Consider the following 16959-nt stretch of genomic DNA (forward strand, 5'->3'; position numbering starts at 1 on the left):
CATTTGCCGTGGAAATGGGCGGAGAGGTCAGAGGGGCTCTGCCCCGCCTGCCGCTGGCAGGCCCCCCGGGGTTTTTGAACCAAGATGAAGAGGGGTTTTCGCGGTGCGGGGGCGAGGGTAGTGTCGCAGCATGAGCACTGATCCCCGATTCATTCACCTGCGCGTCCACACCGAATATTCGCTCCTTGAGGGGGCGGTGACAGTCAAGAAACTGCCTGGCCTCTGTGCCGATGCGGGGATGCCCGCTGTGGCGGTTACGGATACCAATAACAACTTCTGTGCATTGGAGTTTTCCGAATACGCCAAGGGGGCCGGCATTCAGCCGATCTTGGGCTGTCAGGTGTCCGTGCGGTATGTGGAGCCTGCGGTGGGCGAGCGTCCGCGTATGCCTGCGCCGGTGGTTCTGCTGGCGCAGAATGAAGGGGGCTACATGAATATGATGAAGCTCAATTCTGCGCTTTATTTCAAGCGGGACGGAGAGCCGCCGCAGGTTACTTTGGAAGAGTTGGAAACGTATTCGGGCGATCTGATTTGCTTGACCGGCGGGCCCGACGGGCCTGTGGGAATGCTCTTGCAACAGGGGCAGCGGCCAGCGGCCGAGGCGTTGATGCAGCGGCTTTCGTGCATGTTTGGCGATCGGCTATATGTGGAGTTGCAGCGCCATCCGGCTGAGGATGGATTGCCCCATAACGAACGGCAGAGCGAGCGCGGATTGGTCGAGATGGCCTATGCGATGGACCTGCCTCTGGTGGCGACCAACGATGTCTATTTCCCCAAGCCCGAGATTTACGAGGCCCATGACGCGTTGATTTGTATCGCCGAGGGGTCCTATGTGGACCAAGCCGAGGCGCGGCGGCGGTTGACGCGCGAACATTACTTCAAGTCGCCACAGGAAATGGCGACCCTGTTTGCCGATCTGCCCGAGGCCTTGGAAAACACCATCGAAATCGCCAAGCGGTGCGCCTATAAGGCGGAGAAGCGCGCGCCCATTCTGCCCAAGTTCGCCGATGACGAGGTCGAGGAACTGCGTCGTCAGGCGTGGGAAGGTTTGGACAAGCGTCTGGCGGTGATTGAGGCTGTCGCGGACCGGTCCGAATACGAAGCGCGTCTGAAATTCGAGCTGGATATCATCGAGGGGATGGGTTTCCCCGGATACTTCCTGATCGTTGCGGACTTCATCAAATGGGCCAAGGAACACGATATTCCCGTTGGTCCTGGGCGTGGTTCGGGTGCGGGTTCGCTGGTGGCCTATGTTCTGACGATCACCGACCTTGATCCCCTGCGCTATAGCTTGCTGTTCGAACGTTTTCTGAACCCGGAACGTGTATCGATGCCGGACTTCGACATCGACTTCTGCATGGATCGCCGCGAAGAAGTCATCCAGTACGTGCAAGAGAAGTACGGGCGGGACAAGGTCGCGCAGATCATTACGTTCGGTGCGCTGCTGTCCAAAGCGGCGGTGCGCGACGTGGGCCGTGTTTTGCAAATGCCTTATGGTCAGGTGGACCGCCTGTCCAAGATGATCCCCGTCGAGGGGGTCAAGCCTGTGTCGATCAAGCAGGCCCTGATGGACGAACCTCGCCTGCGCGAAGAGGCGCGGAGCGAGCCAGTGGTGGACCGCCTGCTGACCTATGGCCAGCAGATCGAGGGCCTCCTGCGGAATGCTTCGACCCACGCGGCGGGTGTTGTGATTGGCGACCGTCCGCTGGACGAATTGGTGCCGCTCTATCAGGACCCACGGTCAGACATGCCTGCGACCCAATTCAACATGAAGTGGGTGGAACAGGCGGGTCTGGTCAAATTCGACTTCTTGGGTCTGAAAACGCTGACCGTGATTCAGAACGCCATCAACCTGATCCACAAAGGCGGACGCGATCTGCATGTGGGGCCGGACGGCAAGCAGCTGTATGTCCCCGCAGAAGGGGCCGAGAACCAGATCAACGCGATCCCCTTGGATGACGAGCGGACCTACAAGCTTTATGCCGATGCGAAGACGGTCGCCGTGTTCCAGGTGGAAAGCTCGGGCATGATGGATGCGCTCAAGCGCATGAAGCCCACCTGTATCGAAGACATCGTTGCGCTTGTGGCCCTGTATCGCCCCGGCCCGATGGAAAACATTCCCGTCTATTGCGAGGTGAAGCACGGGCTGCGGCCTCTGGAATCCATCCACCCCACGATCGACCACATCCTTGCCGAAACGCAGGGCATCATCGTTTATCAGGAACAGGTGATGCAGATCGCGCAGGTCATGGCGGGCTACAGCCTTGGCGGCGCGGACTTGCTCCGCCGCGCGATGGGTAAAAAGATCAAAGAGGCGATGGACGCCGAACGCCCAAAGTTCACCGAAGGGGCCAAAAAGAACGGCGTCGACGACAAGAAAGCAGGCGAGGTTTTCGACCTGCTGGAGAAGTTCGCGAACTACGGCTTCAACAAATCCCACGCGGCGGCTTATGCGGTGGTGTCCTACCAGACCGCTTGGCTCAAGGCGAACCATCCGGTCGAGTTCATGGCCGGTGTCATGAACTGCGATTCCCACCTGACTGAAAAGCTGGCCGTCTATGCTGACGAGGTCCGCAAAGCCAAGGAAAAGGGCGGTCTGGGGATCGAGATCGTGCCGCCTTGCGTCAACCGCTCGCTCGCGACATTCGATGTGACGGATGGCAAGCTGGTCTACGCTTTGGGCGCACTCAAGAACGTGGGCGAAGACGCGATGCGGATGATCGAACGGGCGCGGGACGGGCAGCCCTTCAAGACGCTGTTCGATTTCGCCCGCCGAGTGGATCTGAAGCGCGTGGGCAAGCGCCCGCTGGAGATGCTGGCGCGTGCAGGGGCCTTTGATCAGCTGGATTCAAATCGCGCGCGGGTGTTCGACAGCCTTGATGGTTTGGTACAGTATTCGGCGGCGATCCACGAACAGCGTGCGTCCAATCAGGTGTCACTGTTCGGCGATGCGGGCGATGACCTGCCCGAACCGCGCCTGTCGAAACGCAACGATTGGCTTCCCGCTGAACGCCTAGCCGAGGAATTCCGCGCCATCGGCTTCTACCTGTCTGGCCATCCGCTGGACGACTACCGCGGCGTGCTGAAGCGCAAAAAGGTGATGACCTTTGACGAACTCAGTCGCAAGGTCCAAGAAGGCCCGCAGATCGCCAAACTGGCGGGCGTTGTCGCCTCGCGTCAGGAGCGTAAATCGGCCAAGGGCAACCGTTTTGCCTTTGTCCAGATGAGCGACCCGACTGGCCAATTCGAAGTCACGCTCTTTTCCGAAGCTTTGGAGAAGTCACGCGAGTTTTTGGACAGCGGCTCAAATGTGGTCTGCACGGTCGAGGCCACCTACGAATCAGAGCAGGTCAAACTGCTGGGCCGAAGTATCGCGCCCTTGGATACCATGGTGGCGGACGCCGGATCGTCTGGCCTGCGGATCTATTTGGACACGCCAGAGGCGCTGCCCATGATGGCGGCCCTGCTAGAGGACGCGGTCAAAGCCGCCCCCCGCGCCGCCAAAGGCCCAATCTATTGCTGCCTGCTTTCGGACGATCTGCCCGGCGAGGTCGAAATCGATCTGGGCGCGCAGTTCCCCGTCAGCCCCCAGATAAAGGGCGCGCTCAAGAGCATGAACGGTATTCTGGAAGTCGAAGAGATCTAATCGCGCGGTCCGCTCTTTGCGGCCAGCCAACAGTGAGTATTTAGGGCAAAAAGAGGCTGCGCTTTCTGCTTTGTCTAAATACTCACGGCGCAACGGCAGCCGTTAGTAGTGCGGTGGCCGTTCATCGCCGACGATCTCGGCGGCGCCGTCTGCGTATTCCCGCGCAGCCTCGCGTTCCATGAGCAATTGCACCCGCCGTGTCAGAATTGCGATTTCCGTGTCTTGCCGTGCGACGATGTCTGACATGTCGTCCACGGATTTCAGCAGATGCGCCACGCGCTCTTCAAGTTGGTTGATCCGGTTTTCCATGCTGTTTTCCTTGCGCGTCGTTTTGGCTTTGTCACGTGCCGCCGCTTGCCCCCGCGGCGTTCAAACGCTACACCCCGCCGCGAAAAGAACCCTATCTGGAGTGTTCCCATGGCCAAAGTCAAGAAACAGCCCCGGCCCAAGGCCGAAACCCCCAAAGGCTTTCGTGACTATTTCGGCCATGAAGTCACCGAGCGTCAGGAAATGCTGCGCCAGATTGCCGAGGTCTACAGCCACTATGGCTTTGATGCTCTGGAAACCAGCGCTGTCGAAACCGTCGAGGCGCTGGGGAAATTCCTGCCTGACGTGGATCGCCCGAACGAAGGCGTGTTTGGCTGGGAAGAGGATGACAGCGGCTGGGTTGCTCTGCGCTATGACATGACCGCGCCTTTGGCCCGGGTCTATGCGCAGTTCCGCAACGACCTGCCGACCCCCTATCGCCGCTATGCGATGGGCCCTGTCTGGCGCAACGAAAAGCCCGGCCCCGGCCGCTTCCGCCAGTTCTACCAGTGCGATGCAGATACCGTGGGCGCACCATCAGTCGCGGCGGATGCCGAGATTTGCGCGATGCTGTCGGATACTCTGGAGCGTGTGGGCATCCCGCGCGGCGACTACATCGTGCGCATCAACAACCGCAAGGTTCTGAATGGCGTCATGGAAGTGGCGGGCGTTCTGGACCCCAGTGACGAGACTAAGTTCGAGGCAGAGCGCGGCATCGTTCTGCGCGCCATCGACAAGCTGGACCGCTTGGGCGAGGACGGCGTGCGCGCCCTGCTGGGTGAGGGCCGCAAGGACGAAAGCGGCGACTTTACCAAGGGTGCTGGACTGGCTGACGCGCAGGCCGACGTGGTCATGGGTTTCATGGATGCCCGCCGAGACATCGGCGCCGAAACACTGGCCCGTTTGCGCGAACTGGTTGGCGAGAGCAAGATCGGCTCCGAAGGGGTGGACGAGCTCGAAGAGATCGCGACCCTTCTGGATGCCCAAGGCTACGGCCCCGACCGTATCATTGTCGACCCCTCGGTCGTGCGCGGTTTGGGGTATTACACCGGCCCCGTCTACGAGGCCGAACTGACCTTTGAAATCTTCGACGAAAAGGGACGCAAGCGCCAGTTCGGTTCGGTGGCCGGTGGTGGCCGCTATGATGATCTGGTCAAGCGCTTCACTGGTCAGGCAGTCCCTGCGACTGGTGTCTCGATTGGTGTGGACCGTCTGCTGGCCGCTCTGCGCGCCAAGGGCCGCATCGGTCAGGACAGCGCCCGTGGCCCTGTGGTTGTCACCGTGATGGATAAGGCCCGTATGGCCGACTACCAGCTGATGGTGCGCGAGTTGCGCGAGGCTGGCATCCGCGCCGAGGTCTATCTGGGTAACCCCAAGAATTTTGGCAACCAGTTGAAGTATGCGGACAAGCGTAACAGCCCCGTGGCCGTCATCGAAGGTGGAGACGAGGCCGAGCGCGGGGTCATCCAGATCAAGGACCTGATCCTTGGCGCCAAGATCGCCGAAGAGGCGACCCTTGAGGAGTGGAAGGACCGTCCGTCGCAGTACGAAGTGGCACGCGGTGATCTGGTCGCCAAGGTGCGCGAAATTCTGGATCTGTACAAATGATCGACCGTAGTGCCCCCCGCAAACTGGCAGCCGAACTGCGTGCGCAGTTCGAAGCCCAAGGCGCGGTGCCTGTAGAGCCACCGTTCCTGTTGCCGGCGGAGAAATTGCTCGACCTTTATGGCGAGGATATTCGCGGCCGTGCCTATGTGACCTCGGACCCCGCTCGGGGCGAGATGTTCATGCGTCCCGACTTCACCGTGCCTGTGGTCGAAATGCACATGGCCCAAGGCGCAGAGCCTGCGCGCTATACCTATGCAGGCGAGGTTTTCCGCCGTCAGGAAGAGAACCCTGACCGTGCCATCGAATACCTGCAGGTCGGTTACGAAGTGTTTGACCGCGCCGATCCTGTCGGGGCCGAGGCCGAGGTGTTCGCCCGTATCGCCGAAGTTTTGAAGCCGATGGGGCTGAAGGCGGTGACCGGCGACATCGGTTTGCTGCGTGCCGCTATTGAGGGCCTTGAGACCACCGAGCGTCGCAAGGCTGCCTTGCTGCGCCACATCTGGCATCCCCGCCGGTTCCGCGCTTTGCTCGATCGTTTTTCGGGCCGTGCACCTGTGCCCGCCGCCCGTACCGCTCTGCTGAACGCTCCTGATCCGATGGCGAACGCGGGCCCAATGATCGGCCTGCGCTCTGCTGCTGAGATTGAGGAGCGCATCACCGCGCTGAAAGAAGACGCCGCAACCGCACCGATTTCCGAGCGGGAGATCGAGCTGATCGAGGCTCTATTAGATGTGCGCGAAACCGTGCCTTTTGCGCTAGAGCAGCTCCGCGATCTGGCAGTTGATCTGCCCGCGATCAATGACGCTGTGGAGCGGATGGCGGCCCGTAGCGCGGCGCTTGAGAAACTTGGCGTTTCGCTCGAGTCACTGGTGTTCGAGGCGACCTACGGCCGGACCTCGATGGAATATTACGACGGTTTCGTCTTTGGCCTAATTGCCGAGGATCGCCCCGATCTGCCCCCCGTGGCGACGGGTGGGCGCTATGACGCGCTGACCTCGAAACTGGGGCAGGGGCGTGAAATTCCGGCTGTTGGCGGCGTCATCCGTCCTGGGCTGGTTCTGGACCTCGGAGGTCTGTCATGACGATCAAAATCGGTGTGCCCTCGAAGGGCCGTTTGATGGAAAAGACCTTTGACTGGTTCGCAGAGCGGGGCGTGTCCCTGTCGCGGGCGGGGTCCGAGCGTGAATACGCGGGCAAGGTCGAAGGGATCGAAGGCGTCGAACTGGTGCTGTTGTCCGCGGGCGAAATTCCCCGTGAACTGGCGGCGGGCCGCATCCATCTGGGTGTGACGGGGCAGGACCTGATCCGCGAAAAGCTGAGCCAGTGGGAGCAGCGGGTCGAGGAACTGGCAGAACTTGGGTTTGGTCAGGCGGACCTGATTATTGCGGTGCCGCAGGTCTGGGTTGATGTGGATACGCTGGAAGATCTGGATGCGGTGTCTGCGGCCTTCCGCGCTGAGCATGGCTTCCGCCTGCGAATTGCCACGAAATACCACCGTCTGGTGCGCGAGTACCTGAAAGAGCATGGCGTTGCCGACTACCAGTTGGTCGACAGCCAAGGCGCGACCGAGGGCACGATCAAAAACCTGACCGCCGAGGCCGTGGCAGACATCACCAGCTCTGGTGAAACCTTGCGCGCGAACCACCTTAAGATTCTGTCGGATGCATTGGTGCTGCGGTCTCAGGCGACACTGTTCAAGGCGCGCGGTTTGAAGCTGAGCGACGAGGATCGCGCCACACGCACCGAGCTGCTGAAAAAGCTCGGTGTCTGGAACTGATCTGATATGGGGCGCTGCGGCGCCCCTTTGCTTTTAGATCACACCGATGTCGGCAAGTGCGGCGGATAGTTCTGGCGGAAGATTGTCTTCGCTCTCGCGCCCTTTGCGCAGATCACGTGGGCTGTCTTCGGGCTTGAGGTAGCGCCAGCCTTGGAACGGGCGGCGCGGGGCAGGTTCGGTGCGCTGCACTTCGTCGTCCAGTACGATCCCGCAGCGGCGGATGCCGTCGCCTGTATCGACCTCGTCCAGACCGATGATCCGCTGGCGCGCCAGAATCACGCCCTTGAACACCCAGTAGAGCGATCCGCCGTTCAGAATTTCGGCTTCGCGTTTGGGCCACATGCGAGTGACGTGGCGAATCCGCCCGTCCGGCCCTTTGGCCCGCGGGTTCTTTTGCCAATTTAGCAGATCTTCGACCTGTTCCGCGCCGACGCAGAGCTTCAGCAGATTGATGTATTCAGACATTGTTAACCACCTTGGATCGGTACTTAGCCGATTGTCAGGGGGGGACAAGACGCTTGCTGTGACTTTCCAGCAGAGAGTTTTCCACAGGCACTTGTGAATACCGCGCAACCTTAGGGGGAAATCCCTAATGGCCCGAATTAAAGGTGCAAGAAGAGGATGCCTTAACCCTCAGAAGGGAAGGCGTTTTTTCAATGTCTGCTAGATCTCGCAACACGCAGTCGAAAAAGGCATCCCCCTAAATGTAGGGATGTGGATAATTATTTATCCTATATATGGTGACAAAAAGGCTGTTTTCGGCGATAAACGCGTTGACCAAACATGGCGTCTGCACTAGCTAGCGCCTCCGGACCATCACAAAAATTCGAGGCTGAAATGACCCGCTTTGCTGCCCCCATTGCCGAACAAATCTGGGATATGAAGTACCGTTTGAAACAGGCAGACGGGCAGCCGATTGATGGCACGGTCGAGGACACTTGGCGCCGAATCGCGACGAGCCTCGCGTCGGTCGAGAAAGACCCCGAGACTTGGGAAAAGAAATTCTACGGCGCGCTCGAGGATTTCAAATTTCTGCCCGCTGGCCGCATTACCGCAGGTGCTGGCACCGGCCGCACAGTGACCCTGTTTAACTGCTTTGTGATGGGCACGATCCCCGACAGCATGGCGGGAATCTTTGACATGCTGAAAGAGGCCGCGCTGACCATGCAGCAGGGCGGCGGCATCGGTTATGACTTCAGCACCATTCGCCCCCGTGGCGCGGATGTCAAAGGCGTGGCGGCAGATGCGTCCGGCCCGCTGTCTTTCATGGACGTTTGGGATGCGATGTGCCGCACCATCATGTCCGCAGGCAGCCGCCGCGGCGCGATGATGGCCACCATGCGCTGCGATCACCCCGACATTGAGGATTTCATCACCGCGAAATCCGACGCAGCCCGTCTGCGCATGTTCAACGTGTCCGTTCTGGTCACCGACGCGTTCATGGAAGCGGTCAAGAACGATGGCAGCTGGGAACTGAAATTCGGCGACAAGGTATACAAAACCGTCGAGGCCCGTGATCTGTGGAACAAGATCATGAAGTCGACCTACGACTACGCCGAGCCCGGCGTAATCTTTATCGACCGCATCAACACGATGAACAACCTCGGCTACTGCGAGAGCATTGCTGCGACCAACCCTTGCGGCGAGCAGCCCTTGCCGCCCTATGGCGCGTGCTTGCTGGGCTCGATCAACATGGCCCGTCTGGTGGACAATGCGTTCGAGGACGGCGCTGTTCTGAACGAGGACAAGCTCGAAGAGCTGGTCGCTCTGGCTGTGCGCATGATGGACAACGTAGTCGATGCCAGCCGCTTCCCGCTGGAAGCGCAGGCCCGCGAAGCAGAACAGAAGCGCCGCATCGGTCTGGGTGTGACCGGTTTGGCGGACGCGCTTTTGATGGTTGGCCTGAAATATGGCTCTGACGAAGCTGCAGCGCAGACTGAAAAGTGGATGAAGCTGATCGCTCGTGCGTCCTATCTTGCGTCGGTCGAGCTGGCCAAAGAAAAGGGCGCTTTCCCGCTGTTCGACGCCGAAGGCTACCTGTCCTCGGGCAACATGAAGCAGATGGACGACGACGTCCGCGCCGAGATCGCAGAGCACGGTATCCGCAACGCGCTGCTGACCTCGATCGCGCCCACAGGCACTATCTCGCTGTATGCGGGCAATGTCAGCTCGGGCATCGAGCCGGTCTTTGCATACGCCTACAAGCGCAAGGTTCTGCAAAAAGACGGCAGCCGCACCGAAGAGGAAGTGGTCGATTACGCTGTTCAGATGTGGCGCGAAAAGAAGGGCGACGCAGAACTGCCCGACTACTTCGTGAACGCGCAGACGCTGGAGCCTTCGGCCCACGTGAAAATGCAGGCGGCCGCGCAGAAGTGGATCGACAGCTCGATCTCCAAGACCATCAACTGCCCCGAAGACATCAGCTTTGATGATTTCAAGGACGTTTACATGGCGGCATGGGATCAGGGATGTAAGGGCTGCACAACCTACCGTCCGAATGACGTGACCGGGTCGGTCCTGTCCGTCAGCGAAGAGAGCGAGAAGGCCCCCGAGCAGGACGAAGGCGCAGATGTCGTCTACCTGTCCGAGCCTCTGGACCGTCCGCAGGCGCTGGAAGGCAACACCTACAAGCTAAAGTGGCCTGATAGCGAGCACGCGATCTACCTGACCATCAACGATGTGATCGTCGGCGGCCGCCGCCGTCCGTTCGAAGTCTTCATCAACTCCAAGAACATGGAGCACTTTGCCTGGACCGTCGCGCTGACCCGCATGATCTCGGCCGTGTTCCGCCGTGGCGGGGACATCACCTTTGTCGCCGAAGAGCTGAAAGCCGTGTTCGACCCTCGTGGCGGTGCTTGGATCCAAGGCAAGTACATCCCCTCGATCCTCGCGGCGATTGGTAGCGTGATCGAGCAGCATCTTGTGTCCATTGGCTTCATGGAAGGCGAAGGCATGGGGCTGAAAACTGACCCCCAAGCGCAGGTGGTTAATCTCGACCAGCCCAAAGGCAAATCCTGCCCCAGCTGTGGCCAGTATTCGATGATGATGGTCGAAGGATGCATGACCTGTTCGTCTTGTGGTCACAGCAAGTGCGGATGATCTAAGTAATTGATTTTAAAATGAAAATATGCCCTCAGTATTGTGGGCGTATTTTTTATGTGCTATACTGATTGAAGTGACGCTAACCAGCGTCGTAATCGATCACCTTTTGGGCGAGGGTGCGAAAGAGCTCTTTTTCGGGGTCGTTCAGGCCGGCCAGCACATCGTTCTGCAATGCTTCGACGATCGGTAAAATTGCGTCGAATTCTTTTTGGCCGAGCTTGGTGGCGCGGACCTCTCTGGCGCGGCGGTCACGGCGGCTTACTGTGCGCTCCACATAGCCCTTTTGCTCCAGCCGATCGATGACTCCCCCGATCGTCGCGCGATCATAGGCGATTCTCGCTGCGACGCTGGCTTGGTCGATCCCCGGATTGGCAATGATCGCATCCAGCGCGGCGAACTGCACTGGCGTCAGGTCGCGGCCCTCTGCCTGCATTCGCTGCGAGAATACATGAGTCGAAATCTGGTTCATGCGCCGAATCAAATGTCCGGCCATCTTAGAAGCGTGCATGGCAGATCCTTTTCGCGCAAGAATTATAACGAAAAACAATATATTAAGAGAAAAGAGATGTATACTTACTTTTTTCTTGGAATTTAATAAGTATAGATACTAAATAGGGGAAGAGATCGCGGACGCTAAGGGGAGAGGCAAGTGCAATTCTATGAGAACGGTTTTCGGGGTGGGGATCCGGACATCCGCAATGCAGCGTCATCACGCCGTGATCGGGGGCCCTTTGCGCCGTTGCCCGAGAAGGTTGATGTGCTGATCTCTGGGTGTGGACCGGCTGGGCTGTGTTTGGCGGCACAACTGGCGCGGTTTCCGGACATTGAAACGATGATTGTCGAGCGCAAGCCGGGGCCCTTGGAAAAGGGACAAGCCGATGGCGTGAATACCCGCACGATGGAGATGTTTCAGGCCTTTGGTTTCGGCGAAAAGGTCAAGCGCGAGAGCTACTGGGTCAACCAGACCACGTTCTGGACGCCGGACCCTGCAAAGCCCGCACACATCAAGAGGGTGGGACGCGTGCAGGACGTGCCTGACGACTCCTCTGAGATGCCGCATACGCTGATCAATCAGGCCCGCATTCACGAGCTCTTTTTGGATGTGATGCGAAATTCGGCGTCTCGGTTGGAGCCAGACTATAGCTGGCAGGTTTTGGACGTCACCGTTGATCCCGATGCCGAGGATTATCCGGTCACTGTCACGCTCGAGAATACCGGTGTGAATGCTGGCGACACGCGAAAAGTACGAGCGCGTTACGTTGTTGGCTGCGATGGCGCGCGCTCCAAGGTGCGCGAAGCCATCGGCGGCACCCTGCACGGAGAAGCGGCCCATCAGGCTTGGGGCGTTATGGATATCCTTGCGAATACCGATTTTCCGGATGTCCGCCAGAAGTGCCTGATTGCCTCGCAATCCGAGGGCAATATTCTGATTTTGCCGCGCGAAGGGGGCTATCTGTTCCGCATGTATGTGGAGTTGGACAAGCTGAACCCCGACGAGCGTGTGTCGAGCCGCAATTTCACGGCAGATGATATGATTGCTGCCGCAAACCGGATCATGGCGCCCTACACCATCGACGTAAAGGAGATCGCGTGGTGGTCAATCTACGAAATCGGCCATCGCCTGACAGATCGTTTCGATGATGTTCCCGCAGGAGAAGACCGCGATCCACGCGTGTTTACCGCTGGTGATGCATGTCACACCCACAGCCCCAAGGCGGGTCAGGGGATGAATGTATCGATGCAAGATACGTTCAATCTGGGCTGGAAGCTGGTTCATGTGCTGCAGGGGCGCGCCGATCCCAGTCTATTGCGGACCTATTCTGCCGAACGCTGGGTCGAGGCAAAGCGCCTGATCGATACAGACCACCAATGGGCGCGCATCATGTCCGCGCCTCCGGGGCAGTCGGAACTGGATGGCGCCGGAATGCCGCGCTTTCAAAAGCAGTTCATCGAAAACCTTGAGTTCACCGGTGGTTTGGCCGTGAAATATGATCAGTCGTCTCTGGTCGGGGCGCCGGATCATCAGGACTTGGCAAAGGGCCTGATCGTGGGCAAACGCTTTCACTCAGCACCTGTGGTTCGTCTGGCAGATGCGATGCAAATGCAGTTGGGGCATGTGGCTGACGCGGACACCCGCTGGCGGGTCTATGCGTTTGCCGGAGAGGATGCGGCGAAGCTATATGGCCTTGCCGACTGGCTTGAGCAGGACCCGCAGTCGCCGATTGTGCGCCATACGCGCGATGGAGAAGATATCGATAGCATCATTGATGTGCGCGCAATCCTTCCAGCGACCTTTGACACATTGGCCTATGAGGAGATGCCGTCGCTGTTGAAGCCAAAGAAAGGGCGTTACGGGCTGCAGGACTACGAAAAGGTGTTCTGTCTCGACCACAAAGATCAAGGTGACATCTACGAGATGCGCGGGATTGATCGGGCGCAGGGGTGCGTTGTTATCGTTCGCCCCGACCAGTACGTGGCTCAGGTTCTGCCGCTCGATGCGCGTGCCGAGTTGACGGATTTCTTCGCGGGCGTACTGCGCCCGACTTAGGCGCCTGCCGTTTCCGCTCCTTCTGCTGAAACCGGCGTCTCGGGGTAGACGTCGGGAAAGTCGGGAAGCACCACTTCGATCTGCAACAGGCCATCCGAGGTCATCGCAGCTGTCGCGTTTCCATGAAGTGCGGCGGCTGTGATTTTAACTTGAAAGACGACTGGATCACGGACATCGGAAAAGTCACCCTGATCAAACTTCATCGGCATAAAAAAGCGGTCGACATTGGTTTCGCGCACTGCGGTTGATGGCGTCGTGCCTACGATACGCAGATACCGGCGACCTTCTTCGCGAACCGTTCTGATCGTACAGGCTTCCGGTGCCGAACTGACCATGTGGAGCGATTTGTCCAGCGCCAGATAAATTTCTTCGAGTTTGACCGGATCAGTGAAGGGATCTTGTGACACGTCGAATGACAACGCAGACGAAAGCTCTAGCCTGCCGACGATTTCCTCGAGCTTGGTGATACGCTCTGGGTTGTTCGTAGCCAAGGCGCGGCGCATGCATTGGGTGAGCAGTTGAAGGATTGTTTGCCCCTTCTGAGAGGCATTGATGATCTGCTCGGTCCAGTTTTCCAGAGCGTCTGGATCTGTCTTCACGTCCTCTTTTAAGAGCGTTGCAAAGCCGTTGCTGTGACGCAAAGAGGCGGACACGTCATGATGCAGGGCACTGACGTAAAGGTTAAAGCTCTCGAATACTGCATCGTAAGAGAGCCGGTCGTTCTGCCGATCTTTTACCATAGATGCCTCTTTATTCTGTAGCCGGTTTTGGGGGCAACCGGACGATGCTCAGCCAAAAGGTTTCGATGTCTTGGACCACCTTTACAAAGGACGAAGCCTTGAGCGGTTTTGAGACAAAGCAATTTGCATGAAGGTTGTAACTCTTGATCCGGTCCGCATCGGACTCTGAGGTGGTTAATACGACGACTGGAATGCGTCGCAAATCCTCTTGGGTCTTCATCGACGCCAGAACCTCGTGCCCATCTGTTTTGGGTAGGTTCAAATCCAAGAGGATCAGGTCAGGCGTCGGTGCGTCTTCGTAGCCGTTTCTTTTGTGCAAAATATCCAGCGCTTCGTCCCCGTCGCGGGCGATCAGCAAGTGGTTTGCTAGCTTGGCTTCGCGCATGGCAACTTGGGTTAGGACGATGTCTCCCTCATTGTCCTCGACCAGCAGGATGACGACTTTGTTTGCGTGGCTCATGCTGTGTGGTCCCCTTGTTTTGGTAGGGTGAAATAGAATGTAGACCCCTCCCCAAATGTGGACTCGACCGAGATCGTGCCGCCGTGGCGTTCGACGATCTTGCGGCAAATCGCGAGTCCGATCCCCGTTCCGGGGATTTGGTCACGACGATGGAGGCGTTTGAAAATCTCGAAAATCTTACTCAGGTTCTTTTCGGCAATACCGATGCCGTAGTCCTGAACCTCAAAGCGCCAAACATCGCCTTGGTCGCGGCAGCGCACGTGCACGCGGATTGGGCCTTCGGCTTTGGCATATTTGATCGCGTTCCCGATCAGGTTCTGGAACAACTGCATCAACTGCACTCTGCTAAATGGAACAGAGGGCAAGTCCTCCTGAGTTAACTCCAGCTTGCGCTCCGAGGTTCCGCGGAAGTTGGCAAAAATCTCGTGCACGACGACGCGGCTTTCGACCAGAGTGAGCTGATCGCTGCCGTGTTCGACACGGCTGTAGTCCAAGATATCTCGGATCAGGCACATCCCGCGGTCAGACGCATCAGTCAGGAATTTCAGATAGAGCGTGGTTTGCTCGTCGATCTGACCTTGGCTGTTTAAATGGGTCTCCAGCATTTCAGAGAACGCACCGATCATACGGAAGGGCTCTTGCAAGTCGTGCGAACAGATGTGGGCGAACTGCGTCAGTTCTTCGTTCGACCTTTCCAACGACTCCAGTAGCGCAATTTGCGACTGCTCTAGGTGGCGACGGTCTGTTATGTCGTAAAACACTATGACATAACCCTCTTCTTGTCCTGAGCCCGAGGCAATTGGCGTTGCCGACAAAGACAGGCTGAGTGGGTGATCGCCATAATTCGCTGGATGCAGCTCGATATCTTCGATCCGGCCAAATTCAATCAATTGGTCAATCGTCGGCTTGCTCTTGGACTGGGCATAAAAGAAAGGCAGAGCTGAAAAGCGGCGTCCGACGAGCAGACAGCGTTCGGTCTTTAGAAGCCTAGCTGCGGCGTCGTTGGCGAGGCGCACATTTTTGTGCCGATCTAGGTAAATCAGCGCCTCTGACGTGTTCGAGATTACCAGCTCTCGTTCACGCGCCATGTACTCCAAGCGCGCTTCTCGGTTCTGCAGATCATGGGTTGTGATCTTGAGCAGACCATTCTGATGAGAGACGGCCATGCTCCGGTTGATTGCAATCGCCAAGAGCAAGGTCACGATCATCCCCATTGGCAGTACGGCTTGCGATAGCGTCTGAACTTCTGCACGCACAAAGTCTTTGTCGGGGACCATGCGCAGTGACCATGTTCTGTTCAGAACGCTGATTTCTCGCTGATCCGCAAAGGATGGTGCGGTTTCGAATTGCGATGGGACGGACAGTATCGTGGCATCTTCGTCCCAAATCTCGACCGAGAAGTTTACGAAGTCTTCCCGTAGCCAAGCGGTGATCATCGGTTTGAGTTCGATGGATGCGGCGATCAATCCGCGGAATTCGGTGTCGCGGATGATTGGCGAGAATAGAACGATGCTCTGGCGACCCGTCGACAGGACAAAGGGCTTTGTGAGTACGCTGGAGCCGCGCAGAACAGCCTCGTACATGGCCTTGGTGCGATCTGGATTGAAATTCGGCCCAACTCCCATGGCCGGCTGAAGTTCTTTGTAGGGAGCAACCCCGATGATCTTGTAGTCGGTGTCCACGAGGCCGATCCCCGGGATTTGCTGGAAATCTGCGGCATATTTTTCCGCGTCCGCTTGCCAGCCCTCGGCGGTGATCACATCTCGCGCTGCTTGCCGATCCGCCATGCGTTCAAGCGCCTCTTGCAGATTTTCGAATTCGACGGTGATCAACTCTTGGATAAAACTCAATTCGTGATGGACGCCATCGACCGTGTTTTGCCGGTCGCTCTCCAGCAAATGACGCCAGATTCCGCAGGTGATGAAGACGGCGACCAGGACCACCGCAGAGGTGACAAGAATTTCCTTGCGCTGATTGGGGACGGTCGTTTGCAAGCCGCGACTGGCCAGTCCGATCGCAAGGCCAAGGACTACGAAATTCAGGGCTGTATGCAGGGCCATTCCCGTCAACGCGACCCACATATAAGAGGCCATAATGTTGACCCCATACGTCGCAAGGCCGGTCAGCCCTAACCCCAGAATGGCCAGCCCCAATGCCGCGATCGTCGCACTGACCCAAGGCTTGTCACCCATGAGCGACCTAAGGACTCCCGTCACCGCAGCGACGAACAAACCAACCGCTGTGTTTGCCGCCATAAAGCCGCCGGATGATGTCGTGTCGAACAGCAGGTCGTCGACGGGCAAGGTCAGCAAGCCAGCATATTTCAAGAGGCTGAGCGTCGGGAGTACACCTGTCAGTACGCCGAAGCCGAAGCTGAATTTCTCGTTCTCGGCGTTCAGAGCAAAGACCATCAAGGACGCAAAGACAAAGCTGAGCGCCGTGTTGAAAGACATCAAGGAAAAGCCTGGCCAAATATCCAGGAGGCGGGCGATTCCGAAATACCAACCTGAGAGAGCCGAGATTGATGTAATCAGTACAATTAGTGGCAGAGCATAGAATGCTAAGGTGCGCAGACCTACTTTGCCTCGGACTCGTTCAAAACCTCTCGGCAGTTGAGAGGCATGAGACATGAAGTAACTTTCCTTGGGATATGACTTATCCACCTAATAAGTTGTATCTGCCAACAAAACGTATAGCCCGTCAAGACTACAAGCCTTTAGTCAAAATTGACAGTAGGGAAGCTCATACTATCCGATATGGTAGGTTTTACAT

The 16959-nt window shown here is 57.9% G+C and carries 12 protein-coding genes; 6 read left to right on the plus strand and 6 right to left on the minus strand.

Features of this window, described 5'->3' with window-relative positions; translation table 11 throughout:
* Window positions 1-130: 130 nt before the first annotated feature.
* Window positions 131-3646 carry a DNA polymerase III subunit alpha gene (gene dnaE / locus BM225_RS19445; protein ID WP_072707623.1) on the plus strand — a complete coding sequence of 1172 codons (3516 nt, stop codon included), beginning with the start codon at window positions 131-133 and terminating at the stop codon, window positions 3644-3646.
* A gap of 102 nt (window positions 3647-3748) precedes the next feature.
* On the opposite strand, the gene BM225_RS19450 is transcribed toward dnaE, so the two are convergent.
* The gene (locus BM225_RS19450; RefSeq protein WP_245780554.1) at window positions 3749-3955 is read right to left on the minus strand and encodes a SlyX family protein; all 207 of its coding nucleotides are present in this window, start codon (window positions 3953-3955) and stop codon (window positions 3749-3751) included.
* Between the two features lie 108 nt (window positions 3956-4063).
* On the opposite strand from BM225_RS19450, the gene hisS reads away from it, so the two are divergent.
* From hisS to hisG, 3 genes are read left to right on the plus strand one after another with little or no spacing between them, the layout of a single operon-like run.
* Window positions 4064-5560 carry a histidine--tRNA ligase gene (gene hisS, locus BM225_RS19455; protein ID WP_072707621.1) on the plus strand — a complete coding sequence of 499 codons (1497 nt, stop codon included), beginning with the start codon at window positions 4064-4066 and terminating at the stop codon, window positions 5558-5560.
* On the plus strand, window positions 5557-6642 hold the full coding sequence (locus BM225_RS19460; protein ID WP_072707619.1) for an ATP phosphoribosyltransferase regulatory subunit: 1086 nt from the start codon (window positions 5557-5559) through the stop codon (window positions 6640-6642). The genes hisS and BM225_RS19460 overlap by 4 nt, the downstream gene beginning before the upstream one ends.
* On the plus strand, window positions 6639-7337 hold the full coding sequence (gene hisG, locus BM225_RS19465) for an ATP phosphoribosyltransferase (protein ID WP_072707617.1): 699 nt from the start codon (window positions 6639-6641) through the stop codon (window positions 7335-7337). Before BM225_RS19460 ends, hisG begins: the two co-directional genes overlap by 4 nt.
* A gap of 33 nt (window positions 7338-7370) precedes the next feature.
* On the opposite strand, the gene BM225_RS19470 is transcribed toward hisG, so the two are convergent.
* Entirely contained in the window at window positions 7371-7802 is a 432-nt protein-coding gene (locus BM225_RS19470; protein WP_072707615.1) for a DUF1489 family protein, read from the minus strand.
* A 372-nt stretch (window positions 7803-8174) separates the two neighbouring features.
* On the opposite strand from BM225_RS19470, the gene BM225_RS19475 reads away from it, so the two are divergent.
* Window positions 8175-10436 carry an adenosylcobalamin-dependent ribonucleoside-diphosphate reductase gene (locus tag BM225_RS19475; protein WP_072707613.1) on the plus strand — a complete coding sequence of 754 codons (2262 nt, stop codon included), beginning with the start codon at window positions 8175-8177 and terminating at the stop codon, window positions 10434-10436.
* Window positions 10437-10518: 82 nt separating this feature from the next.
* On the opposite strand, the gene BM225_RS19480 is transcribed toward BM225_RS19475, so the two are convergent.
* Window positions 10519-10947: a MarR family winged helix-turn-helix transcriptional regulator gene (locus tag BM225_RS19480; protein WP_072707579.1), complete on the minus strand. Its 429-nt coding sequence runs from the start codon at window positions 10945-10947 to the stop codon at window positions 10519-10521.
* A 141-nt stretch (window positions 10948-11088) separates the two neighbouring features.
* Between BM225_RS19480 and BM225_RS19485 the strand changes: the two genes are divergently transcribed.
* Entirely contained in the window at window positions 11089-12987 is a 1899-nt protein-coding gene (locus BM225_RS19485) for an FAD-dependent monooxygenase (RefSeq protein WP_072707577.1), read from the plus strand.
* On the opposite strand, the gene BM225_RS19490 is transcribed toward BM225_RS19485, so the two are convergent.
* Genes BM225_RS19490 through BM225_RS19500 form a run of 3 tightly spaced genes read right to left on the minus strand, consistent with a single transcriptional unit; the run spans window position 12984 to window position 16640 of the window.
* Window positions 12984-13727 carry a hypothetical protein gene (locus BM225_RS19490; protein WP_072707575.1) on the minus strand — a complete coding sequence of 248 codons (744 nt, stop codon included), beginning with the start codon at window positions 13725-13727 and terminating at the stop codon, window positions 12984-12986. The two genes, BM225_RS19485 and BM225_RS19490, sit on opposite strands and share 4 nt — an antisense overlap.
* 10 nt (window positions 13728-13737) lie before the next feature.
* The gene (locus tag BM225_RS19495; RefSeq protein ID WP_072707573.1) at window positions 13738-14187 is read right to left on the minus strand and encodes a response regulator; all 450 of its coding nucleotides are present in this window, start codon (window positions 14185-14187) and stop codon (window positions 13738-13740) included.
* A complete protein-coding gene (locus tag BM225_RS19500) occupies window positions 14184-16640 on the minus strand; it encodes an ATP-binding protein (protein WP_072707571.1) in 2457 nt (818 codons plus the stop codon). The genes BM225_RS19495 and BM225_RS19500 overlap by 4 nt, the downstream gene beginning before the upstream one ends.
* Between the last annotated feature and the right edge of the window lie 319 nt (window positions 16641-16959).

Origin of the sequence: Donghicola eburneus, assembly GCF_900115865.1 — a bacterium.
Lineage (GTDB): Bacteria > Pseudomonadota > Alphaproteobacteria > Rhodobacterales > Rhodobacteraceae > Donghicola > Donghicola eburneus.

Coding starts and splice junctions, on each gene's coding strand:
- dnaE (WP_072707623.1), top strand. CDS start 131: ATGAGCACTGATCCCCGATTCATTCACCTGCGCGTCCACACCGAATAT.
- BM225_RS19450 (WP_245780554.1), bottom strand. CDS start 3,955: ATGGAAAACCGGATCAACCAACTTGAAGAGCGCGTGGCGCATCTGCTG.
- hisS (WP_072707621.1), top strand. CDS start 4,064: ATGGCCAAAGTCAAGAAACAGCCCCGGCCCAAGGCCGAAACCCCCAAA.
- BM225_RS19460 (WP_072707619.1), top strand. CDS start 5,557: ATGATCGACCGTAGTGCCCCCCGCAAACTGGCAGCCGAACTGCGTGCG.
- hisG (WP_072707617.1), top strand. CDS start 6,639: ATGACGATCAAAATCGGTGTGCCCTCGAAGGGCCGTTTGATGGAAAAG.
- BM225_RS19470 (WP_072707615.1), bottom strand. CDS start 7,802: ATGTCTGAATACATCAATCTGCTGAAGCTCTGCGTCGGCGCGGAACAG.
- BM225_RS19475 (WP_072707613.1), top strand. CDS start 8,175: ATGACCCGCTTTGCTGCCCCCATTGCCGAACAAATCTGGGATATGAAG.
- BM225_RS19480 (WP_072707579.1), bottom strand. CDS start 10,947: ATGCACGCTTCTAAGATGGCCGGACATTTGATTCGGCGCATGAACCAG.
- BM225_RS19490 (WP_072707575.1), bottom strand. CDS start 13,727: ATGGTAAAAGATCGGCAGAACGACCGGCTCTCTTACGATGCAGTATTC.
- BM225_RS19495 (WP_072707573.1), bottom strand. CDS start 14,187: ATGAGCCACGCAAACAAAGTCGTCATCCTGCTGGTCGAGGACAATGAG.
- BM225_RS19500 (WP_072707571.1), bottom strand. CDS start 16,640: ATGTCTTTCAACACGGCGCTCAGCTTTGTCTTTGCGTCCTTGATGGTC.